Origin of the sequence: Pseudomonas gingeri (assembly GCF_013386165.1) — a bacterium.
Lineage (GTDB): Bacteria > Pseudomonadota > Gammaproteobacteria > Pseudomonadales > Pseudomonadaceae > Aquipseudomonas > Aquipseudomonas gingeri_C.
The window spans coordinates 263,884-280,223 of sequence record NZ_JACAOS010000017.1; the positions used below are offsets into that span (position 1 = coordinate 263,884).

Annotated in this window: 17 protein-coding genes; all 17 read right to left on the minus strand. The window is 58.9% G+C overall.

The window, feature by feature from the left end:
• Nucleotides 1–104: 104 nt before the first annotated feature.
• The 17 genes from HX866_RS21405 to HX866_RS21485 all read right to left on the minus strand — a co-directional run bounded on the left by HX866_RS21405 (nt 105) and on the right by HX866_RS21485 (nt 16,339).
• Nucleotides 105–1,007 (minus strand): LysR family transcriptional regulator, encoded by a 903-nt coding sequence (locus HX866_RS21405; protein ID WP_177093904.1) that lies wholly within the window; start codon nt 1,005–1,007, stop codon nt 105–107.
• A 36-nt stretch (nt 1,008–1,043) separates the two neighbouring features.
• On the minus strand, nt 1,044–1,859 hold the full coding sequence (locus HX866_RS21410; RefSeq protein ID WP_177140378.1) for an alpha/beta fold hydrolase: 816 nt from the start codon (nt 1,857–1,859) through the stop codon (nt 1,044–1,046).
• A gap of 380 nt (nt 1,860–2,239) precedes the next feature.
• Nucleotides 2,240–2,770, minus strand: coding sequence for a hypothetical protein (locus tag HX866_RS21415; RefSeq protein ID WP_256344966.1), 531 nt, complete (start codon nt 2,768–2,770; stop codon nt 2,240–2,242).
• Nucleotides 2,771–3,181: 411 nt separating this feature from the next.
• The gene (gene glmS, locus HX866_RS21420; protein ID WP_177093902.1) at nt 3,182–5,017 is read right to left on the minus strand and encodes a glutamine--fructose-6-phosphate transaminase (isomerizing); all 1,836 of its coding nucleotides are present in this window, start codon (nt 5,015–5,017) and stop codon (nt 3,182–3,184) included.
• A 3-nt stretch (nt 5,018–5,020) separates the two neighbouring features.
• Complete coding sequence (locus HX866_RS21425; RefSeq protein WP_177093953.1) at nt 5,021–5,797, minus strand: DeoR/GlpR family DNA-binding transcription regulator; 777 nt, start codon at nt 5,795–5,797, stop codon at nt 5,021–5,023.
• 119 nt (nt 5,798–5,916) lie between these two features.
• Nucleotides 5,917–7,284, minus strand: a complete 1,368-nt coding sequence (gene glmU / locus HX866_RS21430; RefSeq protein WP_177140379.1) for a bifunctional UDP-N-acetylglucosamine diphosphorylase/glucosamine-1-phosphate N-acetyltransferase GlmU — start codon at nt 7,282–7,284, stop codon at nt 5,917–5,919.
• Nucleotides 7,285–7,396: 112 nt separating this feature from the next.
• Complete coding sequence (locus HX866_RS21435) at nt 7,397–7,822, minus strand: F0F1 ATP synthase subunit epsilon (protein ID WP_177093900.1); 426 nt, start codon at nt 7,820–7,822, stop codon at nt 7,397–7,399.
• A 45-nt stretch (nt 7,823–7,867) separates the two neighbouring features.
• Nucleotides 7,868–9,244, minus strand: coding sequence for a F0F1 ATP synthase subunit beta (gene atpD / locus HX866_RS21440; protein ID WP_177093899.1), 1,377 nt, complete (start codon nt 9,242–9,244; stop codon nt 7,868–7,870).
• Nucleotides 9,245–9,271: 27 nt separating this feature from the next.
• Entirely contained in the window at nt 9,272–10,132 is an 861-nt protein-coding gene (gene atpG, locus HX866_RS21445; RefSeq protein WP_100939908.1) for a F0F1 ATP synthase subunit gamma, read from the minus strand.
• A 50-nt stretch (nt 10,133–10,182) separates the two neighbouring features.
• Nucleotides 10,183–11,727, minus strand: coding sequence for a F0F1 ATP synthase subunit alpha (gene atpA / locus HX866_RS21450; RefSeq protein WP_177093898.1), 1,545 nt, complete (start codon nt 11,725–11,727; stop codon nt 10,183–10,185).
• A 21-nt stretch (nt 11,728–11,748) separates the two neighbouring features.
• On the minus strand, nt 11,749–12,285 hold the full coding sequence (locus HX866_RS21455) for a F0F1 ATP synthase subunit delta (RefSeq protein WP_103497159.1): 537 nt from the start codon (nt 12,283–12,285) through the stop codon (nt 11,749–11,751).
• 12 nt (nt 12,286–12,297) lie between these two features.
• Nucleotides 12,298–12,768: a F0F1 ATP synthase subunit B gene (locus tag HX866_RS21460; RefSeq protein ID WP_177093897.1), complete on the minus strand. Its 471-nt coding sequence runs from the start codon at nt 12,766–12,768 to the stop codon at nt 12,298–12,300.
• A gap of 58 nt (nt 12,769–12,826) precedes the next feature.
• Entirely contained in the window at nt 12,827–13,084 is a 258-nt protein-coding gene (gene atpE / locus HX866_RS21465) for a F0F1 ATP synthase subunit C (RefSeq protein ID WP_002555987.1), read from the minus strand.
• Nucleotides 13,085–13,217: 133 nt separating this feature from the next.
• Nucleotides 13,218–14,090: a F0F1 ATP synthase subunit A gene (gene atpB, locus HX866_RS21470; RefSeq protein ID WP_177093896.1), complete on the minus strand. Its 873-nt coding sequence runs from the start codon at nt 14,088–14,090 to the stop codon at nt 13,218–13,220.
• A gap of 16 nt (nt 14,091–14,106) precedes the next feature.
• A complete protein-coding gene (locus HX866_RS21475) occupies nt 14,107–14,514 on the minus strand; it encodes a F0F1 ATP synthase subunit I (protein ID WP_121135662.1) in 408 nt (135 codons plus the stop codon).
• Nucleotides 14,515–14,662: 148 nt separating this feature from the next.
• Complete coding sequence (locus HX866_RS21480) at nt 14,663–15,535, minus strand: ParB/RepB/Spo0J family partition protein (RefSeq protein WP_177093895.1); 873 nt, start codon at nt 15,533–15,535, stop codon at nt 14,663–14,665.
• Nucleotides 15,536–15,544: 9 nt separating this feature from the next.
• Nucleotides 15,545–16,339 carry a ParA family protein gene (locus HX866_RS21485; RefSeq protein WP_177093894.1) on the minus strand — a complete coding sequence of 265 codons (795 nt, stop codon included), beginning with the start codon at nt 16,337–16,339 and terminating at the stop codon, nt 15,545–15,547.
• Nucleotide 16,340: the final 1 nt, after the last annotated feature.

Below are 16,340 nucleotides of genomic sequence, written 5' to 3' on the forward strand. Positions count from 1 at the left end.
GCAACCCGGGATGGTTCGCGCTGATGGAGCAATCTTGCTCCTTCAGCGAAAACAACAGAATCACCAGAAACGGCAATCCATTCTTTCAGAATTTGAAATGCTGCTCAGCCTTTCAGGTTCGGGTGTTCGCGCAAGGCCGCGACCACGAAGTCGACAAAACTGCGCACCCGCACAGATGCCGTACGGCCACCTTGATACACCACATGGATTGGCAGCGGCGCAAACTCGAAATCTTCCAGCACGATCTCCAACTCACCGGTCGCCAGCTTGTCCGCAACTTGATAAGACAGCACCCGGGTCAAGCCAAGACCCAGGCAGGCGGCGTGGATCGCCGCCCGATTCGCCGTCAGCGCCAAGCGCGGTTCCAGACGGATGCTCAAGGGTTTGTCACCATCGAGGAACTGCCAGCTCCTGACCTGCGAAGCCGACGCGGCCATGACGATCTGCGCCTGACGCAACTCGTCCGGATGCCTGGGTCGTCCCTGCCGGTCCAGATAGGCCGGCGAAGCACAGACCACCCGACGGACCTGCCCTACCCTGACGGCGTGATAACCACTGTCGGGCAACTCACCGATCCGCACCGCAACATCGATGCCGTCCTCGACCATGGGCACCACGCGGTCCAGCAGCAGCGCATTGATATCCACTGCCGGATACTGCGCAAGGTATTGCACCATCACCGGTGTGACGTACAACTCGCCGAACAGCACCGGCGCGGTCATGGTCAGTTGACCGCTGGGGCGCGCATGGCTGTCGGCGGCCGAGGCTTCGGCTTCCTCCATCGCGGCGAGGATACGTCGACAGTCTTCCAGATAACGTTGTCCGGGTTCGGTCAGGTGCACATTACGCGTGGTACGCACGAGCAACTGCGCACCGATACGTTTTTCCAGCGCCGCCACTGCCCGGGTGATGCTCGGCGCCGAGAGACTCAGACGCCGCGCCGCCGCCGCGAAGCCCTGTTCCTGGGCAACGGCGACGAACACCTGCATTTCCTGGAATCGGTCCATGGACTGATCGTTCGCTCCTACTGCGGGTCGGGATAACTACGCAGGCAACTTTGAGAGAAAGGCCAACAGCGCATCGTTCACGAACGTCGGGTTTTCAATGCTGGAAATATGCCCCGCCTCCGGTATCCCGATGTAATCGCAGCCGATCAACTCAGCCATTTCCCGGGCTTCGTTCGGCGGCCGTGGTTTGTCCTGCTCGCCGCACATCACCAGGGTGCTGCCGGCATCCAGGCCTGCCAGTGCGGCCAGACGGTCATCGCGGGCGAAGATCAACCGCCCCATGGGGACGATGCTGTCACGCAAGCGATCGGCGGACCAGGTGGTCAGCGATGTGCGAAACGTCTGATAGAACGGCAGTTGCGTATCGACACCCGGCCTGAAGTAAATCGGCACGATCACATCGAGCAAAGGTGGCGGAATGCTGCCCGCGTCGCCGATCACTTTCAGCATCGAAAAATACGACTGTTGGGTCGGTGCGGGTTCTTCACCGAGGTAGGTGTCCATCAACACCAGGCCGCGCACACGCTCGGGCGCCGCCAGGGCCAGGCGAGCGCCCCACATGCCGCCGACCGACAGGCCGACCAGGGTGAAACGCTGAATCTCCAGGTGGTCCAGCAAAGCCAGTACCTGGTTGGCCAGATCATCGAGGCTGCGAGTCGTTTCCGGTAGCGGCCCTGACTGCCCATGGCCCCAGAGCTCCGGCACAATCACCCGATAGTGTTGCGACAGCGCCGCGATCTGCGGTGCCCACATGCCGCTGTCCCACAGGTAGCTGGAGCCCAGCACCACCACCTCGCCTGCACCCTGGTCGAGAAAATGCAGCGGTTGCCCATCGATCGTCACAAACGGCATTGAATTCCCCTCGGTCATGGCTGAAAAAACGCGTACCCGGCTTACCGTACCAGGCGCAAAAAGATCGGACAGCGTTGCTTGCGCGAATTCAAATGTCCAGAGGCATTCAGCTGTTATAGGCCTCGTTGGCGGATACCAGAATGCATACGCACTGACAAAATCAGACCGGATACGCCTTCACGATGGAATAGGTATCCGCCATTGACGGGCCAGTCGATTTTCATTAGCCTGAAACGGTCTGGATATATACGGAGCTTCTGCCTTTCAGGTTGAAGTGTTCAGATGCCGCCATTGGTTCTCGGTCGTGCCGGTTGATGGGTTAACCCCCTAAGGGCTTCCGCGAAACCCCCTTCATTGGGGGTTTGCTTTTTCTACACCCACTACCCTTTCTTCCTCATGCTCAAAGCACTGTTTCGCGCCGCTTTGATCGAGGCACTCCGCACCGTATTCAAGAACAGCTTCCAGGCCCTGATCTTGTCGGCCTTCTTGAAATTCACTGGTCGGTTGTCAGCGTCCTCATCCCGCCTATAAGCGCTTTCAATGAACACTCTGAGCGCGTTTTTGCCTTCTCCCTTACGCACATTGAAGTAGATCTCATAGTGCACACCCACCGTTTTTCCCGACATTGCGCTGCCAAGTTCCAGAGTCAGAAAATTCTCTCTCCCCGTAAAGAAGCAGCGCCGGTTGGCAATGCTCGCAATGATATCCGGAAGCAAAAAGGACAATGCGTGTCGTCCCGAGTGAAACACACGGCGGACCTTACGATGATCGATAACCATGCGCTCATGCCCGAGTGCCTGGAAATCAATGGCCTGGTTTTGCTTTGGGCCAGCACTGACACAATGGGAGCTGTATTCAAAATGCAACGTCAGGGCTACAGAAGGATGTCCTTCAACCGTTGGAACGACCAAGGTCTGAGTATGGGGCTGCAGATGGCCTAGCAGCCAACATACCCCTTCAATCTCAATATGAAGAGCCTTCAGATGATCAGACCAGTACTTTCCTCACACAACAGGTTCCCTTACATCGATTGAAGCTCTCGGATTCAGTCGATTTCATCAGTATGAGCCGACCGTATTCAACCCCTATTTTCGACTTATCCACAGCGCCTCCCCAGGGCCTTTCAGCTTTGCTTCGTGTAGGACCACTCCTAATTCCTAGCACCTCTAGCAGAGTCTCCGCATAGTTTTTTTACCGTACCTGGAGGGCGCCCACCGTTTCCTGCACCAACAAGGAAGCAGAAAACGCCGAGCCTAAAATCGCAGGCAAAAAAAAACCGCCTCGAAAGGCGGCTTTTTTAGAGAGCGACTGAATCCGCAGCCTTACTCCACCGTCACCGACTTCGCCAGGTTACGCGGCTGGTCGACGTCCGTGCCCTTGAGCACGGCCACGTAGTACGACAGCAACTGCAGCGGGATGGTGTAGAGGATCGGCGCCAGGGTGTCATGGATGTGCGGCATGGTGATGACGTGAGTGCCTTCGGCATTCACCATACCGGCGTGCTCATCGGCGAACACGATCAACTGACCACCCCGGGCCCGCACTTCCTGCAGGTTGGATTTGAGCTTCTCCAGCAGTTCGTTGTTCGGCGCAACGGTCACGATCGGCATGTCGTTGTCCACCAGCGCCAACGGACCGTGCTTGAGCTCGCCCGCCGGATAGGCTTCGGCGTGGATATAGGAGATTTCCTTGAGCTTGAGCGAGCCTTCCATCGCCACCGGGTATTGCGCGCCACGACCGAGGAACAGGGTGTGGTGCTTGTCGGCGAACAGCTCGGCGATTTTCTCGACCTTGGTGTCCATGGCCAGGGTCTCGCCCAGGCGAGTCGGCAGACGACGCAGCTCTTCTACCAACTCCGCCTCGACACCTTCGGCCAAGCTGCCACGCACCTGGCCCAGGGCCAGGGTCAACAGCAGCAGGCTCACCAGTTGGGTGGTGAAGGCCTTGGTCGACGCCACGCCGATTTCGCGACCGGCCTGGGTCAGCAAGGTCAGGTCCGACTCACGGACCAACGAGCTGATGCTGACGTTGCAGATCGCCAGGCTGCCGAGGAAACCCAGCTCCTTGGCGTTGCGCAGGGCCGCCAGGGTGTCGGCGGTTTCGCCGGACTGGGAGATGGCGACAAACAAGGTATCCGGCTGCACCACCACCTTGCGGTAGCGGAACTCACTGGCAACTTCGACCTGGCACGGAATACCCGCCAGGCCTTCGAGCCAGTAACGGGCAACCATACCCGCGTGATAACTGGTGCCACAGGCAACGATCTGGACATTGCGCACTTTGGCGAACAATGCGGCCGCCTCGGGGCCGAACGCCTGGACCAGGACCTGGTTCGGACCCAGGCGGTTTTCCAGGGTGCGCTGAACCACAGTCGGTTGCTCGTGGATTTCCTTGAGCATGAAATGGCGGAACGCGCCCTTCTCGGCCGATTCTGCGCTGTCGCGATACTGCACGGCTTCGCGCTCGACCTGACGACCTTCGACGTCCCAGATCTGCACGCTGTCGCGGTGGATCTCGGCGATGTCACCCTCTTCCAGGTACATGAAGCGGTCGGTGACCTGACGCAGCGCCAGTTGGTCGGAGGCCAGGAAGTTTTCTCCCAGGCCCAGGCCGATCACCAGCGGGCTGCCGCTACGGGCCGCCAGCAGGCGATCCGGTTGCTGGGCGTTGATCACTGCCAAACCGTAGGCGCCATGCAGCTCCTTGACGGTGGCTTTCAAGGCCTTGGTCAAGTCGCCCAGTTCCTTGAACTTGTGGTTCAGCAGGTGGGCAATGACTTCGGTGTCGGTTTCCGAGGTGAAGACATAACCCAAACCCTTGAGCTGCTCGCGCAACACGTCGTGGTTCTCGATGATGCCGTTGTGCACCACAGCAATATCGGAGCCGGAGAAATGCGGGTGGGCATTGTGTTCGCACGGCGCGCCATGGGTCGCCCAACGGGTGTGGGCAATCCCCAGGCGACCGGCCAACGGCGCGCCGGCCAGGGCTTGTTCCAGTTCGCTGACCTTGCCCATGCGACGGGTACGTTCCAGCGTGCCGTTATGACTGAAAACGGCGACACCGGCGCTGTCGTAGCCGCGGTATTCCAGACGCTTCAGGCCTTCGACCAGGATGGCCGTGATATTACGTTCAGCAACTGCTCCGACAATTCCACACATGCTCTATTTCTCCTGGCTGGCAACCGCGCAAATGACAGTGATGCCACGGGCCTGAATCTGTTCGCGTACCTCTTTGGGCAAACGATCATCGGTAATAAGGGTATGGATACTGCTCCAGGGCAGTTCCAGGTTGGGAATCTTGCGGCCGATCTTGTCTGACTCGACCATGACCACTACTTCGCGGGCGACCTCCGCCATCACCCGGCTCAGCCCCAGCAGTTCGTGGAAGGTGGTGGTGCCACGCTCCAGATCAATGCCGTCGGCGCCGATGAACAACTGATCGAAGTCGTAGGAACGCAGGACCCGCTCGGCGACCTGCCCCTGGAAGGACTCGGAATGCGGGTCCCAGGTACCACCGGTCATCAGCAGAACAGGTTCGTGTTCCAGTTCGCTGAGGGCCCGGGCGACATGCAGGGAGTTGGTCATCACCACCAGGCCGGGTTGCTGGCCCAGTTGCGGGAGCATCGCGGCAGTGGTGCTGCCACTGTCGATAATGATACGCGCGTGCTCACGGATACGCCCGACAGCGGCGCGGGCAATGGCCTGCTTGTAGCGGGAAACGGCCTGGGCCGGGTCGCTGAACAGTTCGTGGGGAATGGTGATCGCACCGCCATAGCGCCGCATCAACAAGCCGTGGCTTTCCAGCGCCGCGAGGTCCTTGCGAATCGTCACCTCGGAGGTTTCGAAGCGCCGAGCCAACTCGTCCACACTGACTTCCCCCTGGTCATTGAGCATGGCCAGGATATTGTGCCGGCGTTGTGGGGTGTTACGTTTCGATATGGTCACTTAAGTTTCGATTCGAAAGATAATTGCCGCTATAAAGCCTTCGAACCGAAACTTAGTCAAGTGAAATGAATCAGACTGTGGATAAATAACCCATTCACGCCACTGTGGATAACTCAGGGCTTGATGATCTTCACCGGGCGCTTCCAGCCATCGATATTGCGCTGGCGAGCACGGGCCACCCCCAACTGTCCCTCACCGACATTCTGGTTGATGGTCGAACCCGCCGCAGTGCTGGCACCCGAAGAGATATCCACAGGCGCCACCAACGAATTGTTGGAGCCGATGAAGACGTCCGCGCCCAACACCGTCCGGTGCTTGTTCACCCCGTCATAGTTGCAGGTGATGGTGCCGGCACCGATATTGGTCCGCGCGCCGACTTCGGCATCGCCGAGGTAGGTCAGGTGCCCGCACTTGGCGTCTTCGCCCAGGTGCGCATTCTTCAGCTCGACAAAGTTACCCACATGGGCACGGGCGTCGAGCACGCTGCCCGGGCGCAGGCGAGCGAACGGACCGGCATCGCTGCCCTCGCCCATGATCGCACCGTCGAGATGGCTGTTGGCCTTGACCACCACACCCTTGCGCAGGGTGCTGTTACGGATCACGCAGTTCGGACCGATGACCACGTCGTCCTCGATCACCACCCGACCTTCGAGAATCACGTTGATGTCGATCAGCACATCACGACCAACCGTCACCTCGCCACGCACATCGAAACGGGCCGGATCGCGCAGGGTTACACCCTGTGCCATCAAGCGCCGGCCCGCGCGCAACTGGTAATGCCGCTCCAGTTCGGACAACTGCTGACGGTCATTGGCGCCCTGCACTTCCATGGCGTCTTGAGGTTGCTCGGTAGCGACCACCAGGCCATCACCCACCGCCATGGCAATTACGTCGGTCAGGTAGTACTCGCCCTGGGCATTGTTGTTCGACAGGCGGCTCATCCATTCGCCCAGGCGCTTGGCCGGCACCGCGAGAATCCCGGTGTTGCCTTCGGTGATGGCCAGCTCGGCCGGGCTGGCATCTTTCTGCTCGACGATGGCAGCGACCTTGCCGGCGGCATCACGCACGATCCGGCCATAACCGTTAGGGTTAGCCAGCTCAACCGTCAGTAACCCAAGCTGCTCGGGGCCGGCCTGCTCCAGCAGACGGCGCAAGGTCTCGACTTCGATCAACGGCACATCACCGTAGAGGATCAACACGGTGTCGGCGCTGATGAACGGCACCGCCTGCGCCACGGCGTGACCGGTGCCGAGTTGCTGGTCCTGCAGGACAAAATTCAAATCGTCGGCGGCCAGGCGCTCGCGAACCTTATCCGCGCCATGGCCGATCACCACATGGATGCGCTGTGGATCAAGTTGCCGGGCGCTGTGGATAACATGTCCCAACATCGAATTGCCCGCGACCGGGTGCAGCACTTTAGGCAGCGAAGAACGCATACGGGTGCCCTGACCCGCCGCGAGGATAACGATTTCGAGAGACATGACTGGCTACCAATCCTGGGTGGTCAGCGGTTGTGACCACGTGATAAACGCGGAAAAGAAAAAAGGGTAGCCGAGGCTACCCTTTTTAATCAATCACACAACAAGCGTCGGCTTAACCGCCGAACTTCTTGCGGATCTGCTGGACGGTGCGCAGCTGAGCTGTCGCCTCGGCCAGACGTGCGGCGGCGGAACCGTAGTCGAAGTCCGCGCCTTTTTCATTCAGGGCCTTCTCGGCAGCCTTGACGGCTTCCTGAGCGGAGGCTTCATCCAGGTCGGCAGCACGTTGCACGGTATCGGCAAGCACCTTGACCATGTTCGGCTGAACCTCGAGGAAACCACCGGAGATGTAGAACACCTCGGCTTCCCCGCCTTGCTTGATCAGGCGGATCGGACCCGGTTTCAGATTAGTGATCAGCGGCGCGTGACCCAGGGCGATACCAAGATCACCCAGTGCACCGTGCGCAATCACCATCTCGACCAGGCCGGAGAAGATTTCACCTTCCGCACTGACGATGTCGCAATGGACTGTCATAGCCATCTGATTGCCTCAACCTAAATTAGCGCCCGTTGCCGGGCGCCGGGATTACAGTTTCTTGGCTTTCTCGATCGCTTCTTCGATGCCGCCAACCATGTAGAACGCTTGTTCTGGCAGGTGGTCGTAGTCACCGTTGAGGATGCCTTTGAAGCCAGCAATGGTGTCTTTCAGGGAAACGTATTTACCCGAAGCACCGGTGAAGACTTCAGCCACGAAGAACGGCTGCGACAGGAAGCGCTGGATCTTACGAGCGCGGGATACCAACTGCTTGTCGGTTTCCGACAGCTCGTCCATACCCAGGATCGCAATGATGTCCTTCAGCTCTTTGTAACGCTGCAGCACGTACTGAACGCCGCGAGCGGTTTCGTAGTGCTCGTTGCCGATCACGTTCGGGTCCAGCTGGCGCGAAGTCGAGTCCAGTGGATCGACCGCTGGGTAGATACCCAGGGAGGCGATGTCACGGGACAGTACGACGGTGGCGTCCAAGTGGGCGAAGGTGGTCGCCGGCGACGGGTCGGTCAAGTCATCCGCAGGAACGTAGACGGCCTGGATCGAAGTAATCGAACCGTTCTTGGTCGAAGTGATGCGCTCTTGCAGCACGCCCATCTCTTCAGCCAGGGTCGGCTGGTAACCTACTGCCGAAGGCATACGGCCCAGCAGTGCGGATACTTCAGTACCGGCCAGGGTGTAACGGTAGATGTTGTCGACGAACAGCAGAACGTCGTTACCTTCGTCACGGAACTTCTCGGCCATGGTCAGGCCGGTCAGGGCTACGCGCAGACGGTTACCCGGCGGCTCGTTCATCTGACCGTAAACCAGTGCCACTTTGTCCAGAACGTTGGAGTCCTTCATCTCGTGGTAGAAGTCGTTACCCTCACGGGTACGCTCGCCCACACCGGCGAACACGGAATAACCGCTGTGCTCGATGGCGATGTTACGGATCAATTCCATCATGTTTACGGTCTTGCCGACACCGGCACCACCGAACAGACCGACTTTACCGCCCTTGGCGAACGGGCAAACCAGGTCGATAACCTTGATGCCGGTTTCCAGCAGGTCGTTGCCGCCCGCTTGTTCCGCAAAGGAAGGCGCTGGACGGTGAATGCCCCAACGCTCTTCGGTGTCGATCGGGCCAGCTTCGTCGATCGGGTTACCGAGGACGTCCATGATCCGGCCCAGGGTCGCTTTACCGACCGGTACGGAGATGGCAGCACCGGAGTCGATAACGTCCAGACCGCGCTTCAAGCCTTCGGTGGAACCCATCGCAATGGTACGAACCACGCCGTCGCCCAGCTGCTGCTGAACTTCCAGGGTGGTTTCCGCGCCTTGTACTTTCAGCGCGTTGTAGATGCTCGGTACGCTGTCGCGTGGAAATTCCACGTCGATAACGGCGCCGATGATTTGAACGATACGTCCGCTACTCATAGCTGGATCCTCTGAATATTTGAACCGTTAAACCGCGGCAGCGCCGCCGACGATTTCCGAGATCTCTTGGGTGATCGCAGCCTGACGCGCCTTGTTGTAGATCAGCTGCAAATCGCTGATCAAATCACCGGCGTTGTCGGTAGCGTTCTTCATCGCGATCATCCGCGCAGCTTGTTCGGCCGCGTTGTTCTCGACCACCGCCTGGTAGACCTGCGACTCCACGTAACGCACCATCAGGCCGTCAAGCAGCTCTTTGGCGTCCGGTTCGTAGAGATAGTCCCAGTGGTGCTTGAGTTGCTGATCCGGGGTTGCAACCAATGGAATCAACTGCTCCACGGTCGGCTGCTGAGTCATGGTGTTGATAAACTTGTTGGACACCACGGACAGGCGGTCAATACGGCCGTCCAGGTAGGCATCCAGCATCACCTTGACGCTGCCGATCAAGTCGTTGATCGACGGCTCTTCACCCAGGTGGCTGATAGCTGCAACGACGTTACCGCCGAAGTTGCGGAAAAAGGCCGCACCCTTGCTACCAACAACACACAGATCAATCTCGACGCCGTTTTCGCGGTTTACCGCCATGTCCTTGACCAGGGCCTTGAACAGGTTGGTGTTCAAGCCACCGCACAGACCACGGTCACTGCTCACCACGACGTAACCGACGCGCTTGACGGCGCGGTCGATCATGAACGGGTGGCGGTATTCCGGGTTGGCGTTGGCCAGATGCCCAATTACCTGGCGGATACGCTCCGCATAAGGACGGCTAGCAGCCATGCGCATTTGTGCCTTGCGCATTTTGCTGACCGCCACTTTTTCCATGGCGCTGGTAATTTTTTGCGTGCTTTTGATGCTCGCAATCTTACTGCGAATCTCTTTTGCGCCTGCCATGTAACACCTATCAGGTTAGCAAGCGGGAGCCTCGCGGCTCCCGCTGCGGCTTACCAGGTTTGGGTGGCCTTGAACTTCTCGATACCAGCCTTCAGGCCAGCGTCGATCTCGTCATTGAAGTCACCCTTCACGTTGATCTTGGCCAACAAGTCGGCATGATCGCGGTTGAAGTAAGCAATCAGCGCTTGTTCGAAGCTACCGACCTTGGTGATTTCGACGTCAGTCAGGAACCCACGCTCAGCGGCATACAGCGACAGCGACATGTCAGCAATCGACATTGGCGCGTATTGCTTCTGCTTCATCAGCTCGGTAACGCGCTGACCGTGTTCAAGTTGCTTACGGGTCGCTTCGTCCAGGTCAGAAGCGAACTGGGCGAATGCCGCCAGTTCACGGTACTGAGCCAGAGCGGTACGGATACCACCGGAGAGCTTCTTGATGATCTTGGTCTGAGCAGCACCACCTACGCGGGATACCGAAACACCGGCGTTCACAGCAGGACGGATCCCGGAGTTGAACATGGCCGATTCCAGGAAGATCTGACCGTCGGTGATGGAAATCACGTTGGTCGGAACGAACGCGGAAACGTCGCCAGCCTGGGTTTCGATGATCGGCAACGCGGTCAGGGACCCGGTCTTGCCAGTCACTGCGCCGTTGGTGAACTTCTCGACGTACTCTTCCGAAACGCGGGATGCGCGCTCCAGCAGACGGGAGTGGAGATAGAACACGTCGCCTGGGTAGGCTTCACGGCCTGGCGGACGGCGCAGCAGCAGGGAAATCTGGCGGTAAGCCACTGCTTGCTTGGACAGATCGTCATAAACGATCAGCGCGTCTTCGCCGCGGTCGCGGAAGAACTCGCCCATGGTGCAACCGGAGTACGGTGCCAGGAACTGCAGCGCAGGAGATTCCGAAGCACTGGCAGCCACGATGATCGTGTTGGCCAGAGCGCCGTTTTCTTCCAGCTTGCGAACCACGTTGGCGATGGTCGATTGTTTCTGACCGATAGCGACGTAGACGCAGAAAATGCCGCTGTCTTTCTGGTTGATGATCGCGTCGATCGCCAGAGCGGTTTTACCGATCTGACGGTCACCGATGATCAGCTCACGCTGGCCACGGCCGACCGGGATCATGGCATCGACAGCCTTGTAGCCAGTCTGTACAGGCTGGTCTACCGACTTACGCCAGATCACGCCTGGAGCAACTTTCTCGACCGCGTCGGTCTCGGTGTTGTTCAGCGGACCTTTGCCATCAACTGGGTTACCCAGTGCGTCGACAACGCGACCCAGCAGTTCCTTACCGACCGGAACTTCGAGGATGCGGCCGGTGCACTTGGCGCTCATGCCTTCAGCCAGACTGGTGTAAGCGCCCAGTACAACGGCACCTACAGAGTCTTGCTCGAGGTTGAGGGCCATACCGTAGACGCCGCCCGGAAACTCGATCATCTCGCCGTACATGACGTCGGCCAGACCGTGAATCCGCACGATACCGTCAGACACGCTGACGACAGTGCCTTCGTTACGGGCTTGGGAGGTCACATCGAGCTTGTCGATGCGGCCCTTGATAATTTCACTTATTTCGGAAGGATTGAGTTGCTGCATTGCTCTGCTGCCCCTTCAAACTCAAGATTTCAATGCTTCGGCCAGATTCGCGAGTTTGCCGCGAACCGAGCCATCGATAACCAGGTCGCCGGCGCGGATCACGACGCCACCAATCAGGGCGGCGTCCTCCGCAACTTGCAGGCGCACTTCCCGATTGAGTCGTGCACTGAGAACCTTGGCGAGTTTGTCTTGCTGTTCTTGGTTCAATGCAAAAGCACTGGTGACTTCCACGTCTACCGATTTCTCTTGTTCGGCCTTGTACAGGTCGAACAGAGCGGCGATCTCCGGCAACAGCAGGAGACGGTCGTTTTCAGCAACGACGTGGATGAAATTCTGTGCCTTGACATCAAACTTGTCGCCACACACGTCAATGAACGTGGTGGCCTTTTCTGCGCTCGTCAGTCGCGGGGCCTTGAGCACGCGCTGCATGGTGTCGTCTTCCGACACCGCTGCTGCCAGGCCGAGCATGGCTGACCAATTGGCCAGTTGCTGGTGGGCCTGAGCGTGCTCGAAGGCCGCCTTAGCGTAAGGTCGGGCCAACGTGGTCAGTTCTGCCATGATCGCCCTCGCTTAGATTTCAGTAGCCAGTTTGTTAACCAGCTCTGCGTGCGCGTTTTGATCGATTGACTGGCCCAGGATCTTCCCAGCACCGCTGACGACCAGGCTACCCAATTGGGCGCGCAGCGCGTCTTTGACACTGTTGAGTTCCTGTTCGATCTCGGCCTGAGCCTGAGCCTTCACACGGTCAGCTTCGACACGAGCCTGTTCACGGGCCTCGTCGACGATCTGGTTACCGCGTTTCTTGGCTTGCTCAATGATTTCGGCTGCCTGAGCTTTCGCATCGCGCAGTTGATGACCCGCTTTTTCTTGGGCCAACTCCAGGTCGCGAGCTGCTCGGCTGGCAGCGTCCAGTCCATCCGCGATCTTCTTCTGACGTTCGTGCAGTGCCGCAATGACCGGAGGCCACACGAACTTCATGCAAAACAGTACAAAAATGAGGAACGCAACGGACTGGCCAATCAGGGTCGCATTAATGTTCACGCCAACACCTCGCTCGTTCGTTGTCCATCACACCAATCTACTCGAAACATCCGAGTGATTAGCCAGCGAGTTGACCAACGAAGGGGTTCGCGAAGGTGAAGAACAGAGCAATACCAACACCGATCATGGTTACGGCGTCGAGCAGACCGGCAACGATGAACATTTTGACTTGCAGCATTGGGACCATTTCTGGCTGACGCGCGGCGCCTTCCAGGAACTTGCCGCCCAGCAGGCCGAAACCAATTGCGGTACCCAGTGCGCCCAGGCCGATCAACAGTGCAACAGCGATAGCGGTTAGACCAACTACAGTTTCCATCTTTCCTCCCGACTTTTACGTCGTATGGTTTAGGTTTTTTTAATTTAAAGCGGTAAAACAAATCGTTTCGCGGCCCCTTGCGGGGCCACCCCGCGCCGAGGCGCCGGGGACATCAGAGCCGCCGAGACAGCTCTTAATGGTTTTCTTCGTGTGCCATCGACAGATAGACGATGGTCAGCATCATGAAGATGAACGCCTGCAGGGTGATGATCAGGATGTGGAACACCGCCCACGCCCATTGCAGCACGATGCCCAGGCCGCTGAGCCAGAGCAGGCCGCTGCCGAACATCACGGCGATCAGGATGAACACCAGCTCGCCGGCATACATGTTGCCGAACAGTCGCAGGGCCAGGGAGATCGGCTTGGCGATCAGGGTGACGAATTCCAGCAGGAAGTTCACCGGGATCAACAGGGCCTGCAGGAAAATGTTCTTGCTGCCGAACGGGTGCAGGGTCAGCTCGCCGATGAAACCGCCGAGGCCCTTGATCTTGATGCTGTAGAAAATGATCAGCGCGAAGACCGAGAACGCCATGCCCAGGGTCGCGTTCGGGTCGGTGGTCGACACGGCGCGGAACGGGATGTGCTCGTCGCCGGTGATCAGCATCGCCAGATGAGGAATCCAGTCGACCGGGATCAGGTCGACGGCGTTCATCAGGAACACCCAGACGAAGATGGTCAGGGCCAGCGGTGCAATCACCGGGCTGCGACCGTGGAAGCTGTCCTTCACGCTGCCGTCGACGAACTCGACCAGGACTTCAACGAAGTTCTGCAAGGCACCGGGTTGGCCGGACGTGGCTTTTTTCGCCGCGAGGCGGAAAACCAGAATGAAGATCAGGCCCAGTGCAACAGACCAGCCCAGAGTATCCAGGTGGAATGCCCAGAAGCCCATGGCCTTGGCCTCTGCTGCGGAATGGGCAAAGCCCCAGCCGCCAGTAGGGAGCTGACCGAAGGTCAGGTTCTGCAGGTGGTGCTGGATATAGCCCGAAGCGGTTGTTTCTGCTGACATGGTTGCCTCAAACGCCCTAAGGTCTCGAAAGTCTTGTTTTCATTAGCACGGGTGCGAACCAGCTGACCGACTGGGTCAGCACGAAGACACCGAAGACTGCTATCGGCGCCAATGGCTTCACACCTGCGAACGTCAGTGCAAACAGCACTGCCGTCAAAATCAATTTACCCGCCTCGCCGGCATAAAAAGACCGGACGATGGACTGGGCTGCTCGGGCGCCGGAAAACCGAAAGGCCCTGTGAGCAAAATACACATTGGGGAGCAAGGCTATCAGGCCTCCGCAGAGTCCTGAATATCCGGCAACGACTCCATGCCATTGCCAAAGCGCCAACGCCGCCACCAGCAAAACGACAAACTGGGCCAACAAAACCGGAAATACCGCCAAGCGATGGAACGGCAACCTGTTTGGCCTGCGGGTTTCCATCACTAGCGCTCCTCAAAGGTCGGCCGCCGCCAATCAATAACTTGGCATAAATTGTGCCGACAAAATGCGCGCAGAGTATAGGGGCGGTTCAGCCCCTATTCAACTGCCGGGTAGTGATTTCCGACTGCTCGCTACATGAGGAAATGTTTCAGCGGATGTGGGCGAGTACCCCTTGTAGTTCATCCAGGGAGTTATAGCGAATCACCAGTTGGCCTTTTCCTTTCTGACCATGGCGGATCTGCACCGCAGAGCCCAGCCGCTCTGCCAGGCGCTGTTCGAGGCGACTGATATCCGGGTCGACCTTGGCCGGCTCGACAGGCTCCTGTTTGCCGCTCAGCCACTGGCGAACCAGTGCCTCGGTCTGGCGCACGGTGAGACCCCGTGCGACAACATGTCGCGCCCCTTCGACCTGCCGGTCATCCGGCAAACCGAGCAAGGCACGGGCATGGCCCATTTCCAGGTCGCCATGGGACAACATGGTCTTGATCACTTCCGGCAACGCGATCAGGCGCAGCAGGTTGGCCACGGTCACGCGGGACTTGCCCACCGCTTCGGCGACCTGTTGCTGGGTCAGCTGGAACTCCTGCTGCAAACGCTGCAGGGCCACGGCTTCCTCGATCGGGTTGAGGTCTTCGCGCTGGATGTTCTCGATCAGCGCCATGGCGATGGCGGTTTCATCCGGCACATCGCGGACCATGGCCGGAATGGTTTCCTGCCCGGCCTGCTGGCTGGCGCGCCAGCGGCGTTCACCGGCGATGATTTCAAAGCGACCGCTGCCGATGGGACGCACCACGATCGGCTGCATCACGCCCTGGGCCTTGATCGATTGCGCCAGTTCTTCCAGTGCCTGCGGGTCCATGTCCCGGCGCGGCTGATACTTGCCGCGCTGGATCAGGTCCAGCGGCAGGTGCTGCAGTTCCCGTTGATCGGCCTGGACAGCCTGTTCTTCCAACGCGCTGACAGTCGGACCACTCAGCAGTGCATCCAGTCCACGTCCGAGACCTCGTTTCTTGACGGCCATGGGGATTCCTTAAGTTGCCGGAGCTGCGGTGCGTGAAGGGCGGCGTTGACGACGAACCATCTCGCCTGCCAGGGCCAGATAGGCCACGGCGCCACGAGATTGTTTGTCGTATGCCAGCGCCGGCATGCCGTAGCTCGGGGCCTCGGCCAGACGGATGTTGCGTGGAATCACGGTGTCGTACAGCTGTTCACCGAAATGTTCCTTGAGCTGTGCGGAAACGTCGTTCATCAAACTCAGACGCGGGTCGTACATGGTCCGCAACAGGCCTTCGATCTTCAGCTCCGGATTGAGCAGCTCGGCGATGCGCTTGATGTTATCCACAAGGTCGCTGAGCCCTTCCAGGGCATAGTATTCACACTGCATGGGGATAATCACGCCATCGGCGGCCACCAATGCATTGAGCGTCAGCATCGACAGCGACGGCGGGCAGTCGATGAGGACGTAGTCGTAATTCTCGCGAATCGGCGCCAGTGCGTTGCGCAGACGGCTTTCTTTCATCTGCATTTCCAGCAGCACCACTTCGGCCGCCGTCAGGTCGCGGTTGGCCGGCAGCAGTTGATAACCGCCATGCTCGGAGAAGTGCATGGCCTGGGCCAGGTCGCATTCGCCGATCAGTACATCGTAGATGGAGTTTTCCAGGCCGTGCTTATCCACACCGCTACCCATGGTGGCGTTGCCCTGTGGATCGAGATCGATCAACAGCACCCGGCGCTTGGTCGCGACCAGGGATGCTGCGAGGTTGATGCAGGTGGTGGTCTTGCCCACACCACCTTTCTGGTTCGCTATCGCGAATACCTTAGCCATT